We start from the raw sequence: 15,741 nt of genomic DNA, 5'->3' as shown, positions 1-15,741 counted from the left end.
GCCATAGGCTTGTTTGATTTAGGAAGAAGCTTCACCTGTACCTATTTAGGGTACAGGTGAACCATTCTTCTTATTTAGTCCTCTAGAATTCACATATGATTAATTAATATTTAAATATTTAAAAATGAAAAAAGGAATTATAGGTATTTTATTGTTCGCTTCCATCGTTGCCTGCAAAGATAAGAAGGAGGAAGTGCAAGCATCTTCGGCTGTAGAGAGTCAGCAGAGTTCGAAAACTGACCTTTTCAATGGTGAGAATTTAGAAAACTGGACAGTACATGGCACTGAGAAATGGTATGTAGAAGATGGGGAATTGATTTGTGAAAGTGGTCCTGATAAGGAATATGGATATCTTGCCACAAAGCAATCTTTTAAAGACTTTGAATTAGATCTGGATTTTAAACAGGAAGCAGATGGGAATAGTGGAGTTTTTATTCGATCATCTGTAGACGGTACAAAGGTGTCTGGCTGGCAGGTAGAAGTAGCGCCTCCCGGTAATGATACAGGAGGAATATATGAATCTTATGGCAGGGAATGGCTGGTACAAATCCCTGATGAAAAGGAGGATATACTAAAACCAGGAAAGTGGAATCACCTAAAAATTAGAGCTGTTGGAGATAGTGTAACAACCTGGTTGAACGGGGAAAAGATGGTGGAATTGAAAGATGAAAAAATTGGTGCGGCTGAGGGTTCCATTGCTTTGCAAATCCACAGTGGTGGCGGAATAAAGGTTCGTTGGAAGAATATTAAAATCCGCGAAATAGAAGAAAATAATTAGTGATTAGGAAAACTCCTCCTGTACCAGGGTATAGGAGGTTTATATGATTTTTAGTTTGCAAATAACCACGCTTCCCCATCCAGTAAATTAACATATAGCAACATTACATATGAAAAAGGCAATTTTCCTTACGATTTTTTTTAGCCTGGTGATGTATTCATCTTTCCTCATTTTCGCTCAAAAACAGAGATCACCGATAGTTCCTGCTGCACAAGAGAATCGGGAAGATCTTTCTTCAAGGAAAGGAGCCCCAAGAATTGCCATTGCAGGTATTGGAACAGAATCCAGTACTTTTTCTCCGGCACTTGCTGAAGAGGATGCTTTTAGGGTAAGGAAAGGGGAAGATGTTATGGAATCCTACCCTTTTATGAGTAAAGATGCATTTCGTAAACGGGCAGAGTGGTTTCCGGCAATGGTATCAATGGCATCTCCGGGAGGTGCTGTAACAAGAAAAGCTTATGAATCCCTTGTGGAGCAAACCCTCGAATTGCTTAAAAAAAATGCGCCTTATGATGGTCTCTATTTTGATTTACATGGTGCTATGAGTGTGGTAGGTTTAGATGATCCTGAAGGTGATTTTATTGCCAGGATTCGGGAAGTAGTGGGAAAAGAAACTATTATTTCAACCTCTATGGATTTACACGGAAATGTTTCCTGGCGCCTGGCTTACAACAGCGATTTGCTCACCTGCTTTAGAATGGCACCTCATGAGGATCGGTATGAGACCAAGGAACGAGCGGTGGAGAATCTCCTTTCCCGTATAGAAAGTGGAAAAGGAAAACCTGCGTACAAAGCTTGGATACCTGTTCCAATATTACTGCCGGGGGAAAAAACGAGTACCCGTGTAGAACCTGCCAAAAGTTTGTATGCAAAACTTCCTGACGCAACTGCGCAGGAGGGGGTTATTGATGCAGCTATCTGGATTGGATATGCCTGGGCAGACGAACCCAGAAATAGTGCAGTTGTTATGGTTACGGGAGATGATAAGAGCAAAGTCAAAAGTACAGCTGAACAATTAGCGAATAGTTTATGGGAAGTAAGATCAAAATTTGATTTTGTCGCCCCTACAGACTCTTTACATGGAAGTCTGGATAAAGCATTGGCAAGTAATAAACGCCCCTTCTTCATTAGTGACTCGGGCGATAACCCTACTGCTGGAGGAGCTGGAGATGTTACCTGGACCTTGAAGGAAATTTTAGAACGTCCTGAATTTCAATCTAATAATGGACCTTCTTTAATTTATGCATCTATACCTGGACCGGAACTGGCAGCAAAAGCCACTGCGGCAGGGGTTGGTGCAAAAGTAGATGGATATGTGGGAGCTTTAATTGATTCCCGCTTTGCACCCCCGGTAAGATTAAAAGGTACAGTGGAATCTATTAATGACAGGGCAGTAGTAGTAAGAGTGGGTAGCATCAGGGTAATTGTAACTAAGGATCGAAATCGTAATACAAATTTCGATAAATTAAATCTTGATCCTAAATTAACAGATATTATTGTAGTTAAAATGGGCTATTTAGTACCTGAGCTTTATGATATGAGAGCAGATTGGATCATGGCACTTACTCCTGGTGGTGTAGACCAGGATCTGGAAAGTCTTGAATATAATAGGATTAACAGGCCTATGTTTCCCTTAGATAAAAAAATGAAAAGTCCTGACTTAACCGCCAAATTAATTCCTTCCTCAGAAGAATATATTCCGGAAAATTAGAGCTCATAAAGATTTACAATATTCTTTTGAAGATCTACAACAGATAAAATTTTTAATCCTGATAGTAAAGGATTTAATGAGAAAATTTATGGAAATATATAAAACGCTATTTACTCCACGATCGTAAATGAAAACAGTAAATGTGGCACTTGTGGGATTTGGTTCTGGCGCTAGATTTTTTAATGCTCCAATCATTTCCAGTATAGAAGGCTTTGATATCAAAAAAATTTTGACATCAACACCTGACAATGTAAAAAATGCCGAAACAGATTTTCCTAAGGCTATAATTTTAACCGATTATAAGGAAATTCTGGAGGATTCGTCTATTGGACTGGTGGTGATTGCAACGCCAAATCACACTCATACAGATTATGCAGCAAGAGCATTAAAAGCGGGTAAACATGTGATCGTTGAAAAACCTCTTGCCACGTCATCTCAGGACGCTGAATATCTAATAGACCTCTCCAAAAGCCACAACAAACTTCTTACTGTAAATCACAATAGGCGTTGGGCAAGTGATTTCCTAACTGTCAAAAAGCTTCTTGAACAAAAAAGACTGGGAAGGCTTGTTGAATATGAAGCGCATCTGGACAGGTTCCGGAAGGAAATTAAAACGGGTTGGAAGCAGGAAAAGGAAAATGCAGGAAATGGGCTTCTTTATGATCTTGGAAGCCATCTTATCGATCAGGCACTTTTGTTATTTGGACATCCCCTGGAGGTTTTTGCCAGTCTTCAAATACAGCGGGATGAGGCACAAGTGGTAGATAATTTTGAGCTAATACTTTTTTATTCAGGATTAAAAGTTACTCTGAAGGCCGGAATGCTGGTAAGAGAAAAAGGTCCTGTATTCACCCTATACGGAACCGATGGTACTTTTTTAAAATCAGGATATGATGTGCAGGAGGAGGCTTTAAAAAGAGGTGAAAAACCTCAGAATGTTTTGCAGTGGGGTGAAGAACCTAAAGATTCTTGGGGTAAGTTAACCACTGTGGCTGGAACGGAAATGATAAAAAGTGAAAGGGGAAATTATAAAAAAGTATATCAGAACCTTTATGATGCGATCCTTGGTAAGGAAGATCTGGAAATAACAGGTGAACAGGCTAAAGCTGTGGTTAAAGTTATTGAACTGGCAATGAAGAGCCATGCCGAAAAAAGGATAATTCCTTTTGCAGACTAAAGAAGCATTAGTTCCATCGATAAGAAAAAACTAAATCTATAGCCTTTACAATTGTTGGCCTGGAACTTTTAAATATTAGGAATTTTCATTAATCTGAAATTCGTCAAAAGATAAAATATTAAATGTGAGGGAAGGACAAATTTTACGCTGTTAAATTTTTTAAGAAATGACAGTTAATATAAGTTTTTTCCTAAATTGAGACGCGATAAGTAAAATTTTTACAAAAGTTTAGTAACTGATTGTTTTCCAAGAAGGACCGGAATTAATTTTAAAGTTTTGGTTTATCTTATGTCTAAGGATCTTCAGAAGTAGAAAGAATTGATTGCATAATAGGGCAGTAATTAAACTACTATTATCCTTTCTTAAGTGCTTTAGGAAAAGGTGAAACAAACAAGAAGTATAATCCTGAAAAAGGATTTTTAAATAAAGTTTATAATTAATAATTAAAAAAATGCAGCTTTCATGGGCTCCAAAATAGTAGGAATTGACATAGGTGCAACAAAAATACACATTGGTCTTGTACAGGACTCAACGGTGGTTAGGGAATTAAAATTTTCCACGACGGCCGGAGGTTCAAAGGAAGAAATAATGTCTACTCTTGTTCAAAAAATTGAAGAAATAAGTGAACCCGGGATAGAAGGTATAGGTATAGGTGTTCCTGGATTAGTAGATAGCAAAAAAGGAATTATATACGATCTTGAAAATATACCCTCCTGGAAAGAAGTACATTTAAAGGATTATCTTGAGGATCATTTTCAAAAGCCTGTAAAAATCACCAACGATGCCAACGTCTTTGTAATGGGTGAGAAGATTTTTGGAAAGGGAAGACCATACGAAAATCTCGTGGGTATAACTTTGGGTTCGGGATTTGGTACAGGGATTATTATAGACCACAAACTTTATTCCGGTGCTTTTTCAAGTGCAGGGGAACTGGGAAATATCCCTTATCGTGATAAAACTATAGAAGAGTATTGTAGTGGAAAATTTTTCCGTGATATACATGGTACTACAGGTAATGAAGTATACAATTTAGCTTTAAAAAATGATGAGGGGGCTTTAAAGATTTTTCAGGAATTTGGAGAACATTTGGGAGAAGCTTTAAAGTTAATTCTCTACGTTCTCTCTCCTCAGGCAATATTACTGGGAGGTTCGGTAAGTAATTCCTTCAGGTTTTTTGAAGAACCTCTTGTTGAAACTGTTAGTAGCTTTCCTTTTAAAAAGGTGCGGGATCAATTAAAGATTATGCATTCCAATATTCCCAATATTTCTATTCTTGGATCAGCCGCCCTAATTCTTTCAGAAGAAAAATCACCTAAATTTTAAACTTATACCAATTACTATGTCAATTGTAGCCAATTCAGAACAACCTAAAGCATCGCCTTCAAATACCAATCGCGCAATTATCATTATAGGAGCGCTATTCTTTATTTTTGGATTTGTCACCTGGTTAAATTCCTTACTAATTCCTTACCTGGAGATAGCTTGTGAATTAACAAAATTTCAATCATTTTTTGTCACTTTTGCTTTTTACATCGCTTATGTTGTAATGGCTCCGGTTTCAACCCGTACCCTTAACTACTTTGGATTTAAGAAAGGAATGTCTGTAGCCCTGGGAGTCATGGCAATAGGTGCTTTACTATTTATTCCAGCTGCGATGAGCAGGACTTATATAATATTCTTAATAGGGCTATTTATAATGGGAAGCGGTTTAGCAATTCTACAAACGGCGTCTAATCCTTATATTACAATAGTTGGTCCTGCAGAGAGTGCTGCAAAGCGTATAAGTATTATGGGTATTTGTAATAAACTTGCAGGTGCTATTGCTCCAATTCTTATTGGTTTTTTCCTGCAATTAGATAAAGCAGATCAACTTCAGGCAGAATTAGCAGATCTTTCACCTGCACTTAGAAATGCTGAACTGGATGAAATGGCGCTAAGGGTTATTCCACCATATATAGGAATTGTGGTGGTGCTATTGTTGCTTGGGCTTTGGGTGTATAAGTCAAGCCTTCCGGAGGTTGATGAAGAAGAGGAAGAGGAAGTGACAACTTCTTATGCGGCCGGAAAAACAAGTGTTTTCCAGTTTCCGCATGTAATGCTTGGTGTCTTTACACTTTTTCTTTACGTGGGAGTTGAGGTAATCGCCGGAGATAGTATTATAAGTTATGGCTCATCTCAGGGAATACCTCTTACAACGGCTAAATTCTTTGCAACCGGAACTATGGTTGCTATGGTGATAGGTTATATAATAGGAATATTTTCAATTCCGAAGTTCATTAAGCAGGAGAATGCGCTAAGGGTTTCAGCCATTTTAGGTGTTGTGTTTTCTATAATAGCCATTTTTACAGAAGGATATGTTTCTCTTGTATTTATAGCTTTGTTAGGTTTAGCAAACGCTCTTATGTGGCCTGCAATCTGGCCTTTAGTACTTGCAGATGTAGGTAAATTTACTAAGGCAGCATCTTCTTTGTTGGTAATGGGAATCGCGGGGGGAGCCATCGTTCCACTAATGTATGGAGCACTGGCTGAAGAGTGGAATCCCCGGGATGCATATTGGATTATGGTTCCTTGCTACCTGTTCATTTTATATTATTCAATCAAAGGTTATAAAATAAGAAATTAATGCGACCATATATTTTAGCCGAATCCAACTGGAGCGAAGTAAAAAAGAATAAAGCAGAAGTAGCCGTCCTGCCGTGGGGAGCTACAGAGGCACATAACTATCATCTGCCTTATGCTACAGACAATTTTCAAATAGAGGCATTTGCTACAGAGGCGGGAAAACAAGCCTGGGAAAATGGAGCTAAAGTTATAATTTTGCCCAATATACCTTTTGGTGTAAATACAGGGCAAACAGATATCGATCTGTGCATTAATTTATATCCGTCTACACAATTGGCAATTCTTAACGATATTGCAGAGGTTTTAAACAATCACGGCATTTATAAACTTATATTGTTAAACGGTCACGGGGGAAATAATTTTAAGGCCTTGCTAAGAGAAGTGGGAGCGAGGTTTCCCAAAATATTATTTGTTACCACTAGCTTTTTTCAGACGGTAGATAGGAACCAATTTTTTGAAGAATCCGGAGATCACGCCGATGAAATGGAAACCAGCCTCATGCTGCACTTGCGGCCAGATCTTGTATCGGGATTAGAAAAGGCAGGAAGCGGAGAGGAGAAAAAGTCCAGGATCACTGGGATCAAAGAAGGATGGGCCTGGTCTGAACGTAAATGGAATATGGTATCAGAAGATACCGGAATTGGAAATCCTAAAAAAGCCACTAAAGAAAAAGGCGAAAAGTTTTTTAATGCCGTAAGCGAGAAACTTGCGGGGCTTTTTACAGAAGTAGCAGGGATAGATATACAACAGCGTTACGAGGAATAGTAATGATTTAAATTTTTATGAAGATGAAAAGAAAAACTAAATTCTATATTATCAGCATCCTGGTTGCAGCGTTTTTTTCGTCCTGTGCGAATATTCAAAAGTCTGAGAATATCGCAGCTGAAGGTAACCCTCCGTCTCTAATTCCTGCTCCCCAATCGCTGGAGTGGGGAGATAATATGTTTCGTGTCCCACAGGAGAATATTATTTGCTTTAATACAGGTAGTGAAACAGCAGCAGCCTGGCTTCAGGAACTTCTGGACAGCGCCAATAAAGAAGTGACAATAACTTCAGGAGACGCCTGCGGAAATTGGAATCTGACTTTAGATTCGCAATTGGAGGACGAATTGGGAGAGGAAGGTTATACTCTTAATATCACCAATGAAATTGTAGAAATTAAAGGTGCTACTGAAGCTGGTCTTTTTTACGCCGTTCAAACCCTAAGACAACTCTTTCCATCTGAAATGGAACAGGGGCAATATACAGGAGAGGATATTTTTCTTCGACAGGTAAGCATAACAGATTATCCTGAATATCCCTGGAGAGGAACTATGGTAGATGTAGCCCGCAGTTTCTTTGGTTTGGAGTACCTTAAAAAGCATGTGGACAGGATGGCTCTGTATAAATTGAACAGGCTCCATTTACACCTTTCCGATGATCAGGGTTGGAGGATTGAAATAAAGAGCTGGCCAAAATTAACAGAGGTGGGTTCTAAAGGATCTGTTACAGGTGGAAGATCAGGTTTTTTATCACAGGAAGAATACAAGGAATTACAGGACTATGCCCTTTCCCGCAATATTATTATTGTACCTGAAGTGGATATGCCGGGCCATATTTACGCCGCATTAGTTTCTTATCCCGAACTAAACTGCCCGGAGAATTCTAATATTGAACCTAAACTTGCAACTCCTCCCGGATTGTATTCTGGTTACGAGGTGGGTTGGAGCAGGTTTTGCCTGGCGCAGCCTGAAACTTATGATTTTGTTTCTGATGTAATAGGTGAACTGGCCGAGATTACTAAAGGACCATGGATACATATAGGTGGTGATGAAATTGAAGATCCTTTATATGAAACTTTCGTCGTAAAGGCAGATTCTATCGTACAACATCACGGTAAAACTGCTATAGGCTGGGAAGAAGTCACAAAAGCTCCTGTGAGCTCCAGTATGATTAGCCAGGAGTGGACCGGAAAAACCGAAAGCGTTGTTGATGTTAAGAAGATCGTATCTATTTGCACAAATTTCTATTTTGATCACGCTAATTTCCCGGGACAGGAAGGCACCTTAAACTGGTGTAAAGAAGATGGTGTTTCTTTGGAAAATGCTTACAGCTTTATGAATGATGATCCTAATGTATTAGGAGTTGAAGCAATTGGTATGGACAGAGCACGTCTTAAATGATGAGATGCTGGATGATCGCTTTTGGCCACGAACATTAGCTGTGGCTGAAATTGGATGGTCTCCTGATGAAAAACGCAATTTTGAGGATTTTACCCTCCGCGTGGCTCAACAGGGCGAACGTCTTAATAATATGGGAATACATTTTCATCCAAGTCCCGAAGTTGAGTGGATAGAATCTGAAAAGTCAAATAAACCTGGTTCTGTTTTTTCTGATTTTGAACCGGGTGAGGTAAATTAAGTTGTTCTAAGAGGTTTTTTCCATACACTTCGCGAAAGTGAATAATGTAAAAAACCTGAAGCAGGCTAAGCATCTAAGAGCTTTGGACTGGAGCCATAAGAATTGATAAGCAAAAACCAATAGATTTTCATTTGAATGCACCTTCTTTATGAAGGCTGAGTAAGGCAGATGAAGATGTTGTGAAACTAAAAAGAGAAAGAGGTTGTTCCAAAGTATTTTTGGAGACAACCTCTTTTTTTTAACCCAATTTTTATAGATGACTAATAAGGAATTTTTATAAAAACACTCCGGTATAGCCTGCTGAATTTAATTCACAATTTTCTTAAAGTAGTTTACACTTTGTTCTATTTCAGGAAGAGAGGTGTCCCAGTTGTGCTCATATTCAACAGAAATAACTCCCTCAAATCCCTGACGTTTTAATTCTTCTACCAATGAATCCACATCACTTATTCCTGTCCCCCAGGGTACATCGTGTGCTTCTTTTGTCTTTTCATTTAGATCTTTAAAGTGAAGACTGGCAATATGGCCTTCCAGCTTTTTCAAATTTTCCACAGGATTCATTCCAGATCGAATCCAGTGGCCAACATCTGCACAAGCCTTTATATTTTCCCGTCCTTTTACAGCTTCAAGGACAGTATCAGGATTCCAGTATGTACTGGGCTCAGGATGATTATGGAGAGCCACGGTAATACCATATTCACTTAGCTAATCTATTCACCATATCCAGGTCTTCCGGCGCAGGTTCAGAATTGATGATTTTGATTTGCATTTCCCGGGCAAATTCAAATAATTTTTTCCAGTCTTCCTCATTTTTCCCGGAAACCACTCCATAAGCCGCCAGTTTGATTCCTTTTGAGTCCAGTAACTGTTTTACCTTATTCCTGGTTTGAGCGTCCATATCATAGTGCATAGTGCCTTCTATACCACCTCCTATTTTTTGTCCTGGATAAGCTTCTACAAATTTTAAATCAATACTTTTTATTTTATCGAGCGCTTCTGAAAAAGTAAAATTTTTGAAAGTATATGCCTGAACTCCTAATTTCCAGTCCAGATCTTTACCCTCTGAATTTTGTTGTGCTGAAACTGGCTGCATTACCAGCATCATAAAAACCACCATTAGTGAAATATTTTTCATATTCTTAAGTGTTTAATAATAATTTCTTCTGTCTATAAATTCCCTTTGTTTATTTCCTTTACCGCATAATCTACTGCTCTTGCAGTTAACGCCATATATGTGAGGGATGGGTTCTGTGTTCCTGTAGAGGTCATACAGGCTCCATCTGTTACGAAAACATTTTTTGAATGGTGCATCTGGTTCCATTCATTAAGTAGGGAAGTAGCGGGATCTTTTCCCATGCGAACCCCACCCATTTCATGAATATCAAGGCCAGGTGCCTGGTGACTATCTGTTGTCCGTATATTGGTAAATCCTGCGCTTTCAAACATTTGGGTCATTTCATCAAAGTAATCCTGTATCATTTTTTCGTCGTTTTCATCATAATCTACAGAAAAATTGATTAGAGGAATACCCCATACATCAGTTCCCGAATCGTGAAGTTTTACGTAATTGGATTCCTTTGGAATTGTCTCTCCCATCATATGACTACCTACTTTCCAGGGTCCTAATTTGAGAGTTAGTAAATTTTCTTTTAGAGTAGATCCCATGCCTCCCGAGTTAGTAATGGTATTCCTATAGGAAACCAAACCTGCGGCATAGCCCCTTAGAAACTCTGTTTCTTGCTTTCTAACATTTCTAAATCTTGGAATATAACCACTTGTTGGTCTTTTTCCCTCGGTTGTAAATTCGGGAAAACCGTCGTATTCCGCCTGAACATTTGCCCGATAATTATGAAAGGCTAAATATTTGCCTAAGAGTCCATTATCATTCCCGAGTCCATTTGGAAATCGGCTGGACTTAGAATTCAAAAGAATAGCATTAGTATTAATTGCAGATGCATTTACAAAAATAATCCTGGCGAAATATTCGGAGGTTTCTTTAGTTATTGCATCGATGACCCGTACCCCCGTTACTTTTTCTTTTTGTTCATCATAAATAAGAGACGCCACTACAGAGTTAGGTTGAAGGCTTAAGTTCCCGGTTTTCATCGCCCAGGGGATAGTGGAAGAATTACTGCTGAAATAGCCACCATAAGGGCAACCTCTTTCGCAGATAATTCTATTCTGGCAGGTCGCACGACCTTGTTCTCTGTGAATATCTTTTGGCTCAGAAAGATGAGCGCACCGGGCAATGATCACGTGCCTGTCTTTGTAATTTTCAGCAACATGATCTTTAAAATAATTCTCTACTTTCGTTAAAGGGTAGGGGCGCAGGAACTCACCGTCAGGAAGTTCTTCCAGTCCATCAGCATTTCCCGATACTCCTGCGAATTTTTCCACATAACTGTACCATGGAGCCAGATCTTTGTAACGAATTGGCCAGTCTACAGCAAATCCATCCCGGGCAGGTCCTTCAAAATCGAAATCGCTCCAGCGTTGTACCTGTCTTGCCCACAAAAGGGATTTTCCGCCCACCTGGTATCCTCTTATCCAGTCGAAAGGTTTTTCCTGAACATAAGGGTGTTCCTTGTCCTTAACAAAAAAATGATCGGCTCCGTCTTTAAATGCGTAACACTTGCTTACAATGGGATTTTCTCTTATTACCTCCAGCGGCATTCTTCCATGAAACTCAAATTCCCAGGGGCGCATATGAGTGGTTGGATAGTCCTTTATGTGTTCCACGTTCCTTCCCCTTTCAAGAACCAGGGTCTTTAAACCTTTTTCTGTCAATTCTTTTGCAGCCCAACCTCCACTAATTCCGGAGCCTATTACTATTGCGTCATAGGTTCGTTCCTTCGCTGCATCTATATTAAAATTTGCCATGTCTATGTGGTGCTGTAAATAGTTTTTTCCACAGGGAAACTTCCATCAAATCGCCCGGGTATAAACTCGTAATCTCTCAGGTTTTCCATTACGTACTGTGAATTCATATATCCCGTAATGGTAAGTTCTTTTACAAATTCTACAAAATTTATTTCCTTTCCTTCATTTTTATTGGCAGCCATTTTCTCCAGAATAATGAGACGTTCTTTATTTGGAATTTCTTTAAAAGATTTGTCATACATCTCTTTTGCTACAGATTCCAGTTCATCGAATCCAGCCAGGAATTCCCTTTGAATGTCTTCTTCCAAACAATTGGCCACAATTACCCTTACAAACTTATCGACCTCAAGATCTTTTGCTCCCGGGATTTCGCCCGGGGGGATGAGGGTATCCACAATTTCTGATAGGAGCAGTTTTTTGTCTTCGTTTAGTTCTAAAGAATCTTCAGGAAGATCATCTGTAGTCCAGGCATCCAACCATAAAGGAACAGTAGCTACCCCTACTGCCGAAATTCCCAGTATTTTTAAAAGATTTCGTCTGTTCATTTTTAGTATATAATCGAATTGTTAAAAATCAAAAATCAAATTTTGATTGAATTTTTTATTCCCAATCAAAGGGATTAAAGCTTATCCCGCTATAATCCCTTCTGGTTATAAATAAAATTCTGAATGGTTTTTACTTACACAAAGTAAAACTTCAAAAGAAGTTGTGGAAATAAAACTGTAAAATAAAATCAGCACGACGATCTTCAGGACAATATGAATCAGAATTAATGCATAGCCTGATCTAATTAAGAAGAGAGTGAAGAAGTCTTTTTGGACCTAATCTTCAAATTTCCATCTCACAAACGCTTCCATCGCTTCATAATTCGCCAGTCCTAAGTTGTGATAATTAATGGCAGTTTCACGATTTCTTTCTTCAGCACGTTGCCAAAACTCTCTTTCATCGTCTCCGGGAAAAACAGGTCGGTCTTTTTGTGACTGATGCTCAAATATTGCGTTTCTTTTTTTCGCCACTTCTTTTGGAGAAAGTGGTACGGCCATTTCGATCTCGTGTGTCTCAAATTCGTGCCAGGCACCGCGATACATCCATAGCCAGGTTTCTTTTGCCCAGTCTTCAGTTTTGCGCAGTTGGTTCATTGCTTCGATAATAATATTAAAACATACTAAATGCGTCCCATGGGGATCAGCAAAATCTCCAGCGGCAAAAACCTGGTGTGGTTTGATCTGTTGGAGCAGCTCCTTTGTAAGTTCTACATCTTTATCGGTTATAGGGTTTTTAACGGTCTTTCCCGTCTCGTAGAAGGGAAGGGCCATAAAATGGATGTTTTCATCACTAAGACCCGCGTATCGTGCTCCTGCTATAGCTTCAGATTTTCTTATAAAGCCTTTTACATTCCTTATTTCCGGAAGATCAATCTCATTGGGTTCTTTGCGGTTAATAAATTCGCGCATCTTTTCATAAATCCTTTCCAGTTTATCTACATCATCACCAATGCTGTTATTAAAATCAATAGCAAATTCCATGTACCGCAATACATCTGTGTCCCAAACGGCGGTGTTTCCGGAGGTTTGATAAGCTACGTGCACCTCGTGCCCCTGGTCAACAAGTCTTATGAATGTTCCTCCCATAGAAATTACATCATCATCAGGATGGGGAGAGAAAATAAGAGATCGTTTTCTCGCAGGATTGGCTCTCTCTGGACGCTGGCTGTCATCAGCGTTTGGTTTTCCTCCCGGCCAGCTGTAATACTGTGCTGGAGTTTATTAAAGACGTGAATATTTATATTATAAGTAAGTCCTTTCTCGGTAGCCAGCTGGGCCATTCCATGATTGTTGTAATCATCGTCTGTCAATTTTAGAATTGGCTTGTTAATTTCATTAGAAAGCCAGATTACTGCTTTTTTAATGAGATAATCATCCCAAACGCAATCTTTTACGAGCCATGGAGTATTAAAACGTGTTAATTCTGAAGCCGCATCTTCATCCAGAACAAATTCTGTATTTTCTGATAATTGCAGGTAAGTGGCAGGAACTTCTCCTGAAATCTCTCCTTCCACCGCCTTTTTTATAATCGAGGCTTTCTTGGTGTTCCAGGCCATGAGAATAATTTCCTTGGCTTTAAAAATGGTACCAATTCCCATCGTAATGGCCTTGGTAGGTACATTTCCTTTTCCTCCAAAGTCCCTGGAAGCATCCCTTCTCGTTAGATCATCGAGGGTAACCAGTCTCGTACCGGAATTTGGTGCAGAACCTGGCTCATTAAAGCCAATGTGTCCCGTTCTACCAATTCCTAATATTTGTAGATCTAATCCTCCCAACGCACCTATTCTGTTTTCGTAGGCAATGCAATATTCAGCTATATCTTCCTTATCAAGAGTCCCATCGGGAATGTGAATATTTTCTTTTTTGATATCTACATGATCAAAAAGGTTTTCATACATAAAAGTAACGTAACTCTGTCTGGAAGTAGGAGACATGGGATAGTATTCATCCAGGTTGAACGTAATTACATTGCTAAAACTTAAACCTTCTTCTTTGTGAAGACGTACTAGTTCAGAATAAACTCCTACGGGAGTTGCTCCGGTTGCCAATCCCAGAATAGCATTTTCTCCCAGGTCATTTTTAGTCCTGATGAGTGCGGCTATCCTGGCTGCCACTTTTTGCGAAGCAACTTGTTGATTTTTATAGATGGTTACCGGAACTTTTTCAAAACGTGTTTCTTCAAGTAGATTTAATCTGGCCATAGTAGAAAATTGAGATGTTAGAGGGTTTTAGTTAAAGGTTATGTGTTATTTTTATTTGGTTCTCAAATACTTTTTCCATTACTGTGGCGACAGACCCCAGTAGTATTGAGTCTTTTCCAATATTAGAAAGAGAAATAACTGTTTTCTCTCTAAGCTGGACCATACAGTATTTATTGATGGATTGCTGAATAGGAGTAGTAATAAGTTGTTTTGCATCAGCAAACTTTCCTTCCAGTATGATAAGCTCAGGATTGAAAAGCTGAATAATTATTGCAATAGCTTTACCCAGATTTATTCCTGCTTCAGAAAGCACTTTTATAGCGAATTGGTCTCCTTTGTTTGCAGCGTCTATTATAGATTCCGGCTGAAGCCTTTCAATTTCTTTTTTAGATAAATTACTTAAAATTGAGCTTTCCCCGGCACTAATTCCTTCTTTAGCAATTCGTACAATAGCCATTCCCGACGCTACAGTTTCCAGGCAACCGCGTTTTCCGCAGTAGCAGAGTATACCGTCGTCTATAAGCGGAATATGCCCAAATTCTCCTGCAAAACCTGATGAGCCCTGGTACGTTTTTCCGTCTATTATTATTCCCAGCCCAATACCCCAGTCCATGGAGATTACAAGTACATCTTTTTTATGTTTAGCCAGTCCAAAATTGGATTCGGCTAAACAGGCACTTTTTGCATCATTTAAGATATAAACGGGTTTTTTAAATTTTTGTCTTAAGAGGTGCTCCAGGGATTCTGATTCTTCTTCTTTTAGAAAGTATGTAAAGTTTTTCCCTTCTTCAGAAGATACTAAACCGGGCATACTTATCCCTATTCCCAAAAGCTTATCCTGGTCTATTCCTGAACTTTGTAGTAATTCGTTGGCTTTCTCATAAAGATGCTCTACTACACTTACTTCTTCATCAATACTAAATGGAATATCGGTAATCTCCAGCTTCTTGTTGTTGTGATTATCAAATAAGGCCATTTTAATATTAAACCTTTCAACCTGTATTCCCAGCATAAAGAAACAATCCTGACCTAATCTATAAAGATCTGGTTTTCTTCCACCTAAGCAGATTTACCCCGGCCTTCCTTAAGGATCCAGCCCTCCTTTATAAGTTGATTTAGAAGTCTTATTGAGGTTGGGGAGCTAATATTAAAAGCTTCACAGAGTTCAGAATTTGTCTTGGCTCCCTGGAAATAGAGGTATTGAAGAATACTAATCTTTTGAAGAGTTTTCTTACGTTGAACATTACTTAGACCTGTCTGTTGAGATTGTTGTACTAGAAAATTCTGGTCCTCCACGGGCTTGGGAATTATAAGGTGATGATAAAATCTTATTAAAATTACTAAAAAAAATTATAACAAAAGCATAACTTTACAAAAAAATTTATAAAAGTCCCGTGGCTTATTGTAAGTGAAAACAAATTTGAACT

The 15,741-nt window shown here is 38.8% G+C and carries 14 protein-coding genes and 1 pseudogene; 8 read left to right on the top strand and 7 right to left on the bottom strand.

From position 1 onward, the window contains the following. The first annotated feature begins 124 nt into the window (after window positions 1-124). The 8 genes from LZ575_RS14720 (at window position 125) to LZ575_RS22650 (ending at window position 8,688) form a co-directional block, all read left to right on the top strand. Complete coding sequence (locus LZ575_RS14720) at window positions 125-778, top strand: DUF1080 domain-containing protein (RefSeq protein ID WP_235325205.1); 654 nt, start codon at window positions 125-127, stop codon at window positions 776-778. A gap of 109 nt (window positions 779-887) precedes the next feature. Then, complete coding sequence (locus LZ575_RS14715) at window positions 888-2,489, top strand: M81 family metallopeptidase (RefSeq protein WP_235325204.1); 1,602 nt, start codon at window positions 888-890, stop codon at window positions 2,487-2,489. 127 nt (window positions 2,490-2,616) lie between these two features. Next, a complete protein-coding gene (locus LZ575_RS14710) occupies window positions 2,617-3,666 on the top strand; it encodes a Gfo/Idh/MocA family oxidoreductase (protein ID WP_235325203.1) in 1,050 nt (349 codons plus the stop codon). Window positions 3,667-4,128: 462 nt separating this feature from the next. After that, window positions 4,129-4,989, top strand: a complete 861-nt coding sequence (locus LZ575_RS14705; protein ID WP_235325202.1) for an ROK family protein — start codon at window positions 4,129-4,131, stop codon at window positions 4,987-4,989. Window positions 4,990-5,005: 16 nt separating this feature from the next. Next, window positions 5,006-6,289, top strand: a complete 1,284-nt coding sequence (locus LZ575_RS14700) for a sugar MFS transporter (RefSeq protein WP_235325201.1) — start codon at window positions 5,006-5,008, stop codon at window positions 6,287-6,289. Next, a complete protein-coding gene (locus tag LZ575_RS14695) occupies window positions 6,289-7,053 on the top strand; it encodes a creatininase family protein (RefSeq protein ID WP_235325200.1) in 765 nt (254 codons plus the stop codon). The genes LZ575_RS14700 and LZ575_RS14695 overlap by 1 nt, the downstream gene beginning before the upstream one ends. Before the next feature lie 23 nt (window positions 7,054-7,076). Beyond that, a complete protein-coding gene (locus LZ575_RS14690) occupies window positions 7,077-8,450 on the top strand; it encodes a beta-N-acetylhexosaminidase (RefSeq protein WP_255702625.1) in 1,374 nt (457 codons plus the stop codon). Continuing rightward, window positions 8,413-8,688, top strand: a complete 276-nt coding sequence (locus LZ575_RS22650) for a family 20 glycosylhydrolase (RefSeq protein WP_255702624.1) — start codon at window positions 8,413-8,415, stop codon at window positions 8,686-8,688. The genes LZ575_RS14690 and LZ575_RS22650 overlap by 38 nt, the downstream gene beginning before the upstream one ends. A 306-nt stretch (window positions 8,689-8,994) precedes the next feature. Here the strand turns inward: LZ575_RS22650 and LZ575_RS14685 are convergent, their stop codons facing one another. The 7 genes and pseudogenes from LZ575_RS14685 to LZ575_RS14655 form a co-directional block, all read right to left on the bottom strand. Then, window positions 8,995-9,372 carry a sugar phosphate isomerase/epimerase gene (locus LZ575_RS14685; RefSeq protein WP_235325199.1) on the bottom strand — a complete coding sequence of 126 codons (378 nt, stop codon included), beginning with the start codon at window positions 9,370-9,372 and terminating at the stop codon, window positions 8,995-8,997. Between the two features lie 13 nt (window positions 9,373-9,385). After that, window positions 9,386-9,823 carry a sugar phosphate isomerase/epimerase gene (locus tag LZ575_RS14680; protein WP_235325198.1) on the bottom strand — a complete coding sequence of 146 codons (438 nt, stop codon included), beginning with the start codon at window positions 9,821-9,823 and terminating at the stop codon, window positions 9,386-9,388. 32 nt (window positions 9,824-9,855) lie between these two features. Next, window positions 9,856-11,568 (bottom strand): GMC oxidoreductase, encoded by a 1,713-nt coding sequence (locus LZ575_RS14675; RefSeq protein WP_235325197.1) that lies wholly within the window; start codon window positions 11,566-11,568, stop codon window positions 9,856-9,858. 2 nt (window positions 11,569-11,570) lie between these two features. Then, on the bottom strand, window positions 11,571-12,113 hold the full coding sequence (locus tag LZ575_RS14670) for a gluconate 2-dehydrogenase subunit 3 family protein (RefSeq protein ID WP_235325196.1): 543 nt from the start codon (window positions 12,111-12,113) through the stop codon (window positions 11,571-11,573). A 276-nt stretch (window positions 12,114-12,389) separates the two neighbouring features. Beyond that, window positions 12,390-14,314: pseudogene (gene nagB, locus LZ575_RS14665) on the bottom strand (glucosamine-6-phosphate deaminase). A 31-nt stretch (window positions 14,315-14,345) separates the two neighbouring features. Further along, a complete protein-coding gene (locus LZ575_RS14660) occupies window positions 14,346-15,326 on the bottom strand; it encodes an ROK family protein (protein ID WP_235325195.1) in 981 nt (326 codons plus the stop codon). A gap of 47 nt (window positions 15,327-15,373) precedes the next feature. Next, window positions 15,374-15,610 (bottom strand): MarR family transcriptional regulator, encoded by a 237-nt coding sequence (locus tag LZ575_RS14655; protein WP_235325194.1) that lies wholly within the window; start codon window positions 15,608-15,610, stop codon window positions 15,374-15,376. Window positions 15,611-15,741: the final 131 nt, after the last annotated feature.

The sequence above is a fragment of the Antarcticibacterium sp. 1MA-6-2 genome (assembly GCF_021535135.1).
In the GTDB taxonomy this organism is placed as follows: Bacteria; Bacteroidota; Bacteroidia; order Flavobacteriales; family Flavobacteriaceae; genus Gillisia.
Note: the sequence above shows the minus strand (reverse complement) of the source record. Positions and strands in the feature narration are given on the sequence as shown.

Coding starts and splice junctions, on each gene's coding strand:
- LZ575_RS14715 (WP_235325204.1), top strand. CDS start 888: ATGAAAAAGGCAATTTTCCTTACGATTTTTTTTAGCCTGGTGATGTAT.
- LZ575_RS14680 (WP_235325198.1), bottom strand. CDS start 9,823: ATGAAAAATATTTCACTAATGGTGGTTTTTATGATGCTGGTAATGCAG.
- LZ575_RS14690 (WP_255702625.1), top strand. CDS start 7,077: ATGAAAAGAAAAACTAAATTCTATATTATCAGCATCCTGGTTGCAGCG.
- LZ575_RS14710 (WP_235325203.1), top strand. CDS start 2,617: ATGAAAACAGTAAATGTGGCACTTGTGGGATTTGGTTCTGGCGCTAGA.
- LZ575_RS14700 (WP_235325201.1), top strand. CDS start 5,006: ATGTCAATTGTAGCCAATTCAGAACAACCTAAAGCATCGCCTTCAAAT.
- LZ575_RS14695 (WP_235325200.1), top strand. CDS start 6,289: ATGCGACCATATATTTTAGCCGAATCCAACTGGAGCGAAGTAAAAAAG.
- LZ575_RS14720 (WP_235325205.1), top strand. CDS start 125: ATGAAAAAAGGAATTATAGGTATTTTATTGTTCGCTTCCATCGTTGCC.
- LZ575_RS14670 (WP_235325196.1), bottom strand. CDS start 12,113: ATGAACAGACGAAATCTTTTAAAAATACTGGGAATTTCGGCAGTAGGG.
- LZ575_RS14660 (WP_235325195.1), bottom strand. CDS start 15,326: ATGCTGGGAATACAGGTTGAAAGGTTTAATATTAAAATGGCCTTATTT.
- LZ575_RS14675 (WP_235325197.1), bottom strand. CDS start 11,568: ATGGCAAATTTTAATATAGATGCAGCGAAGGAACGAACCTATGACGCA.
- LZ575_RS14705 (WP_235325202.1), top strand. CDS start 4,129: ATGGGCTCCAAAATAGTAGGAATTGACATAGGTGCAACAAAAATACAC.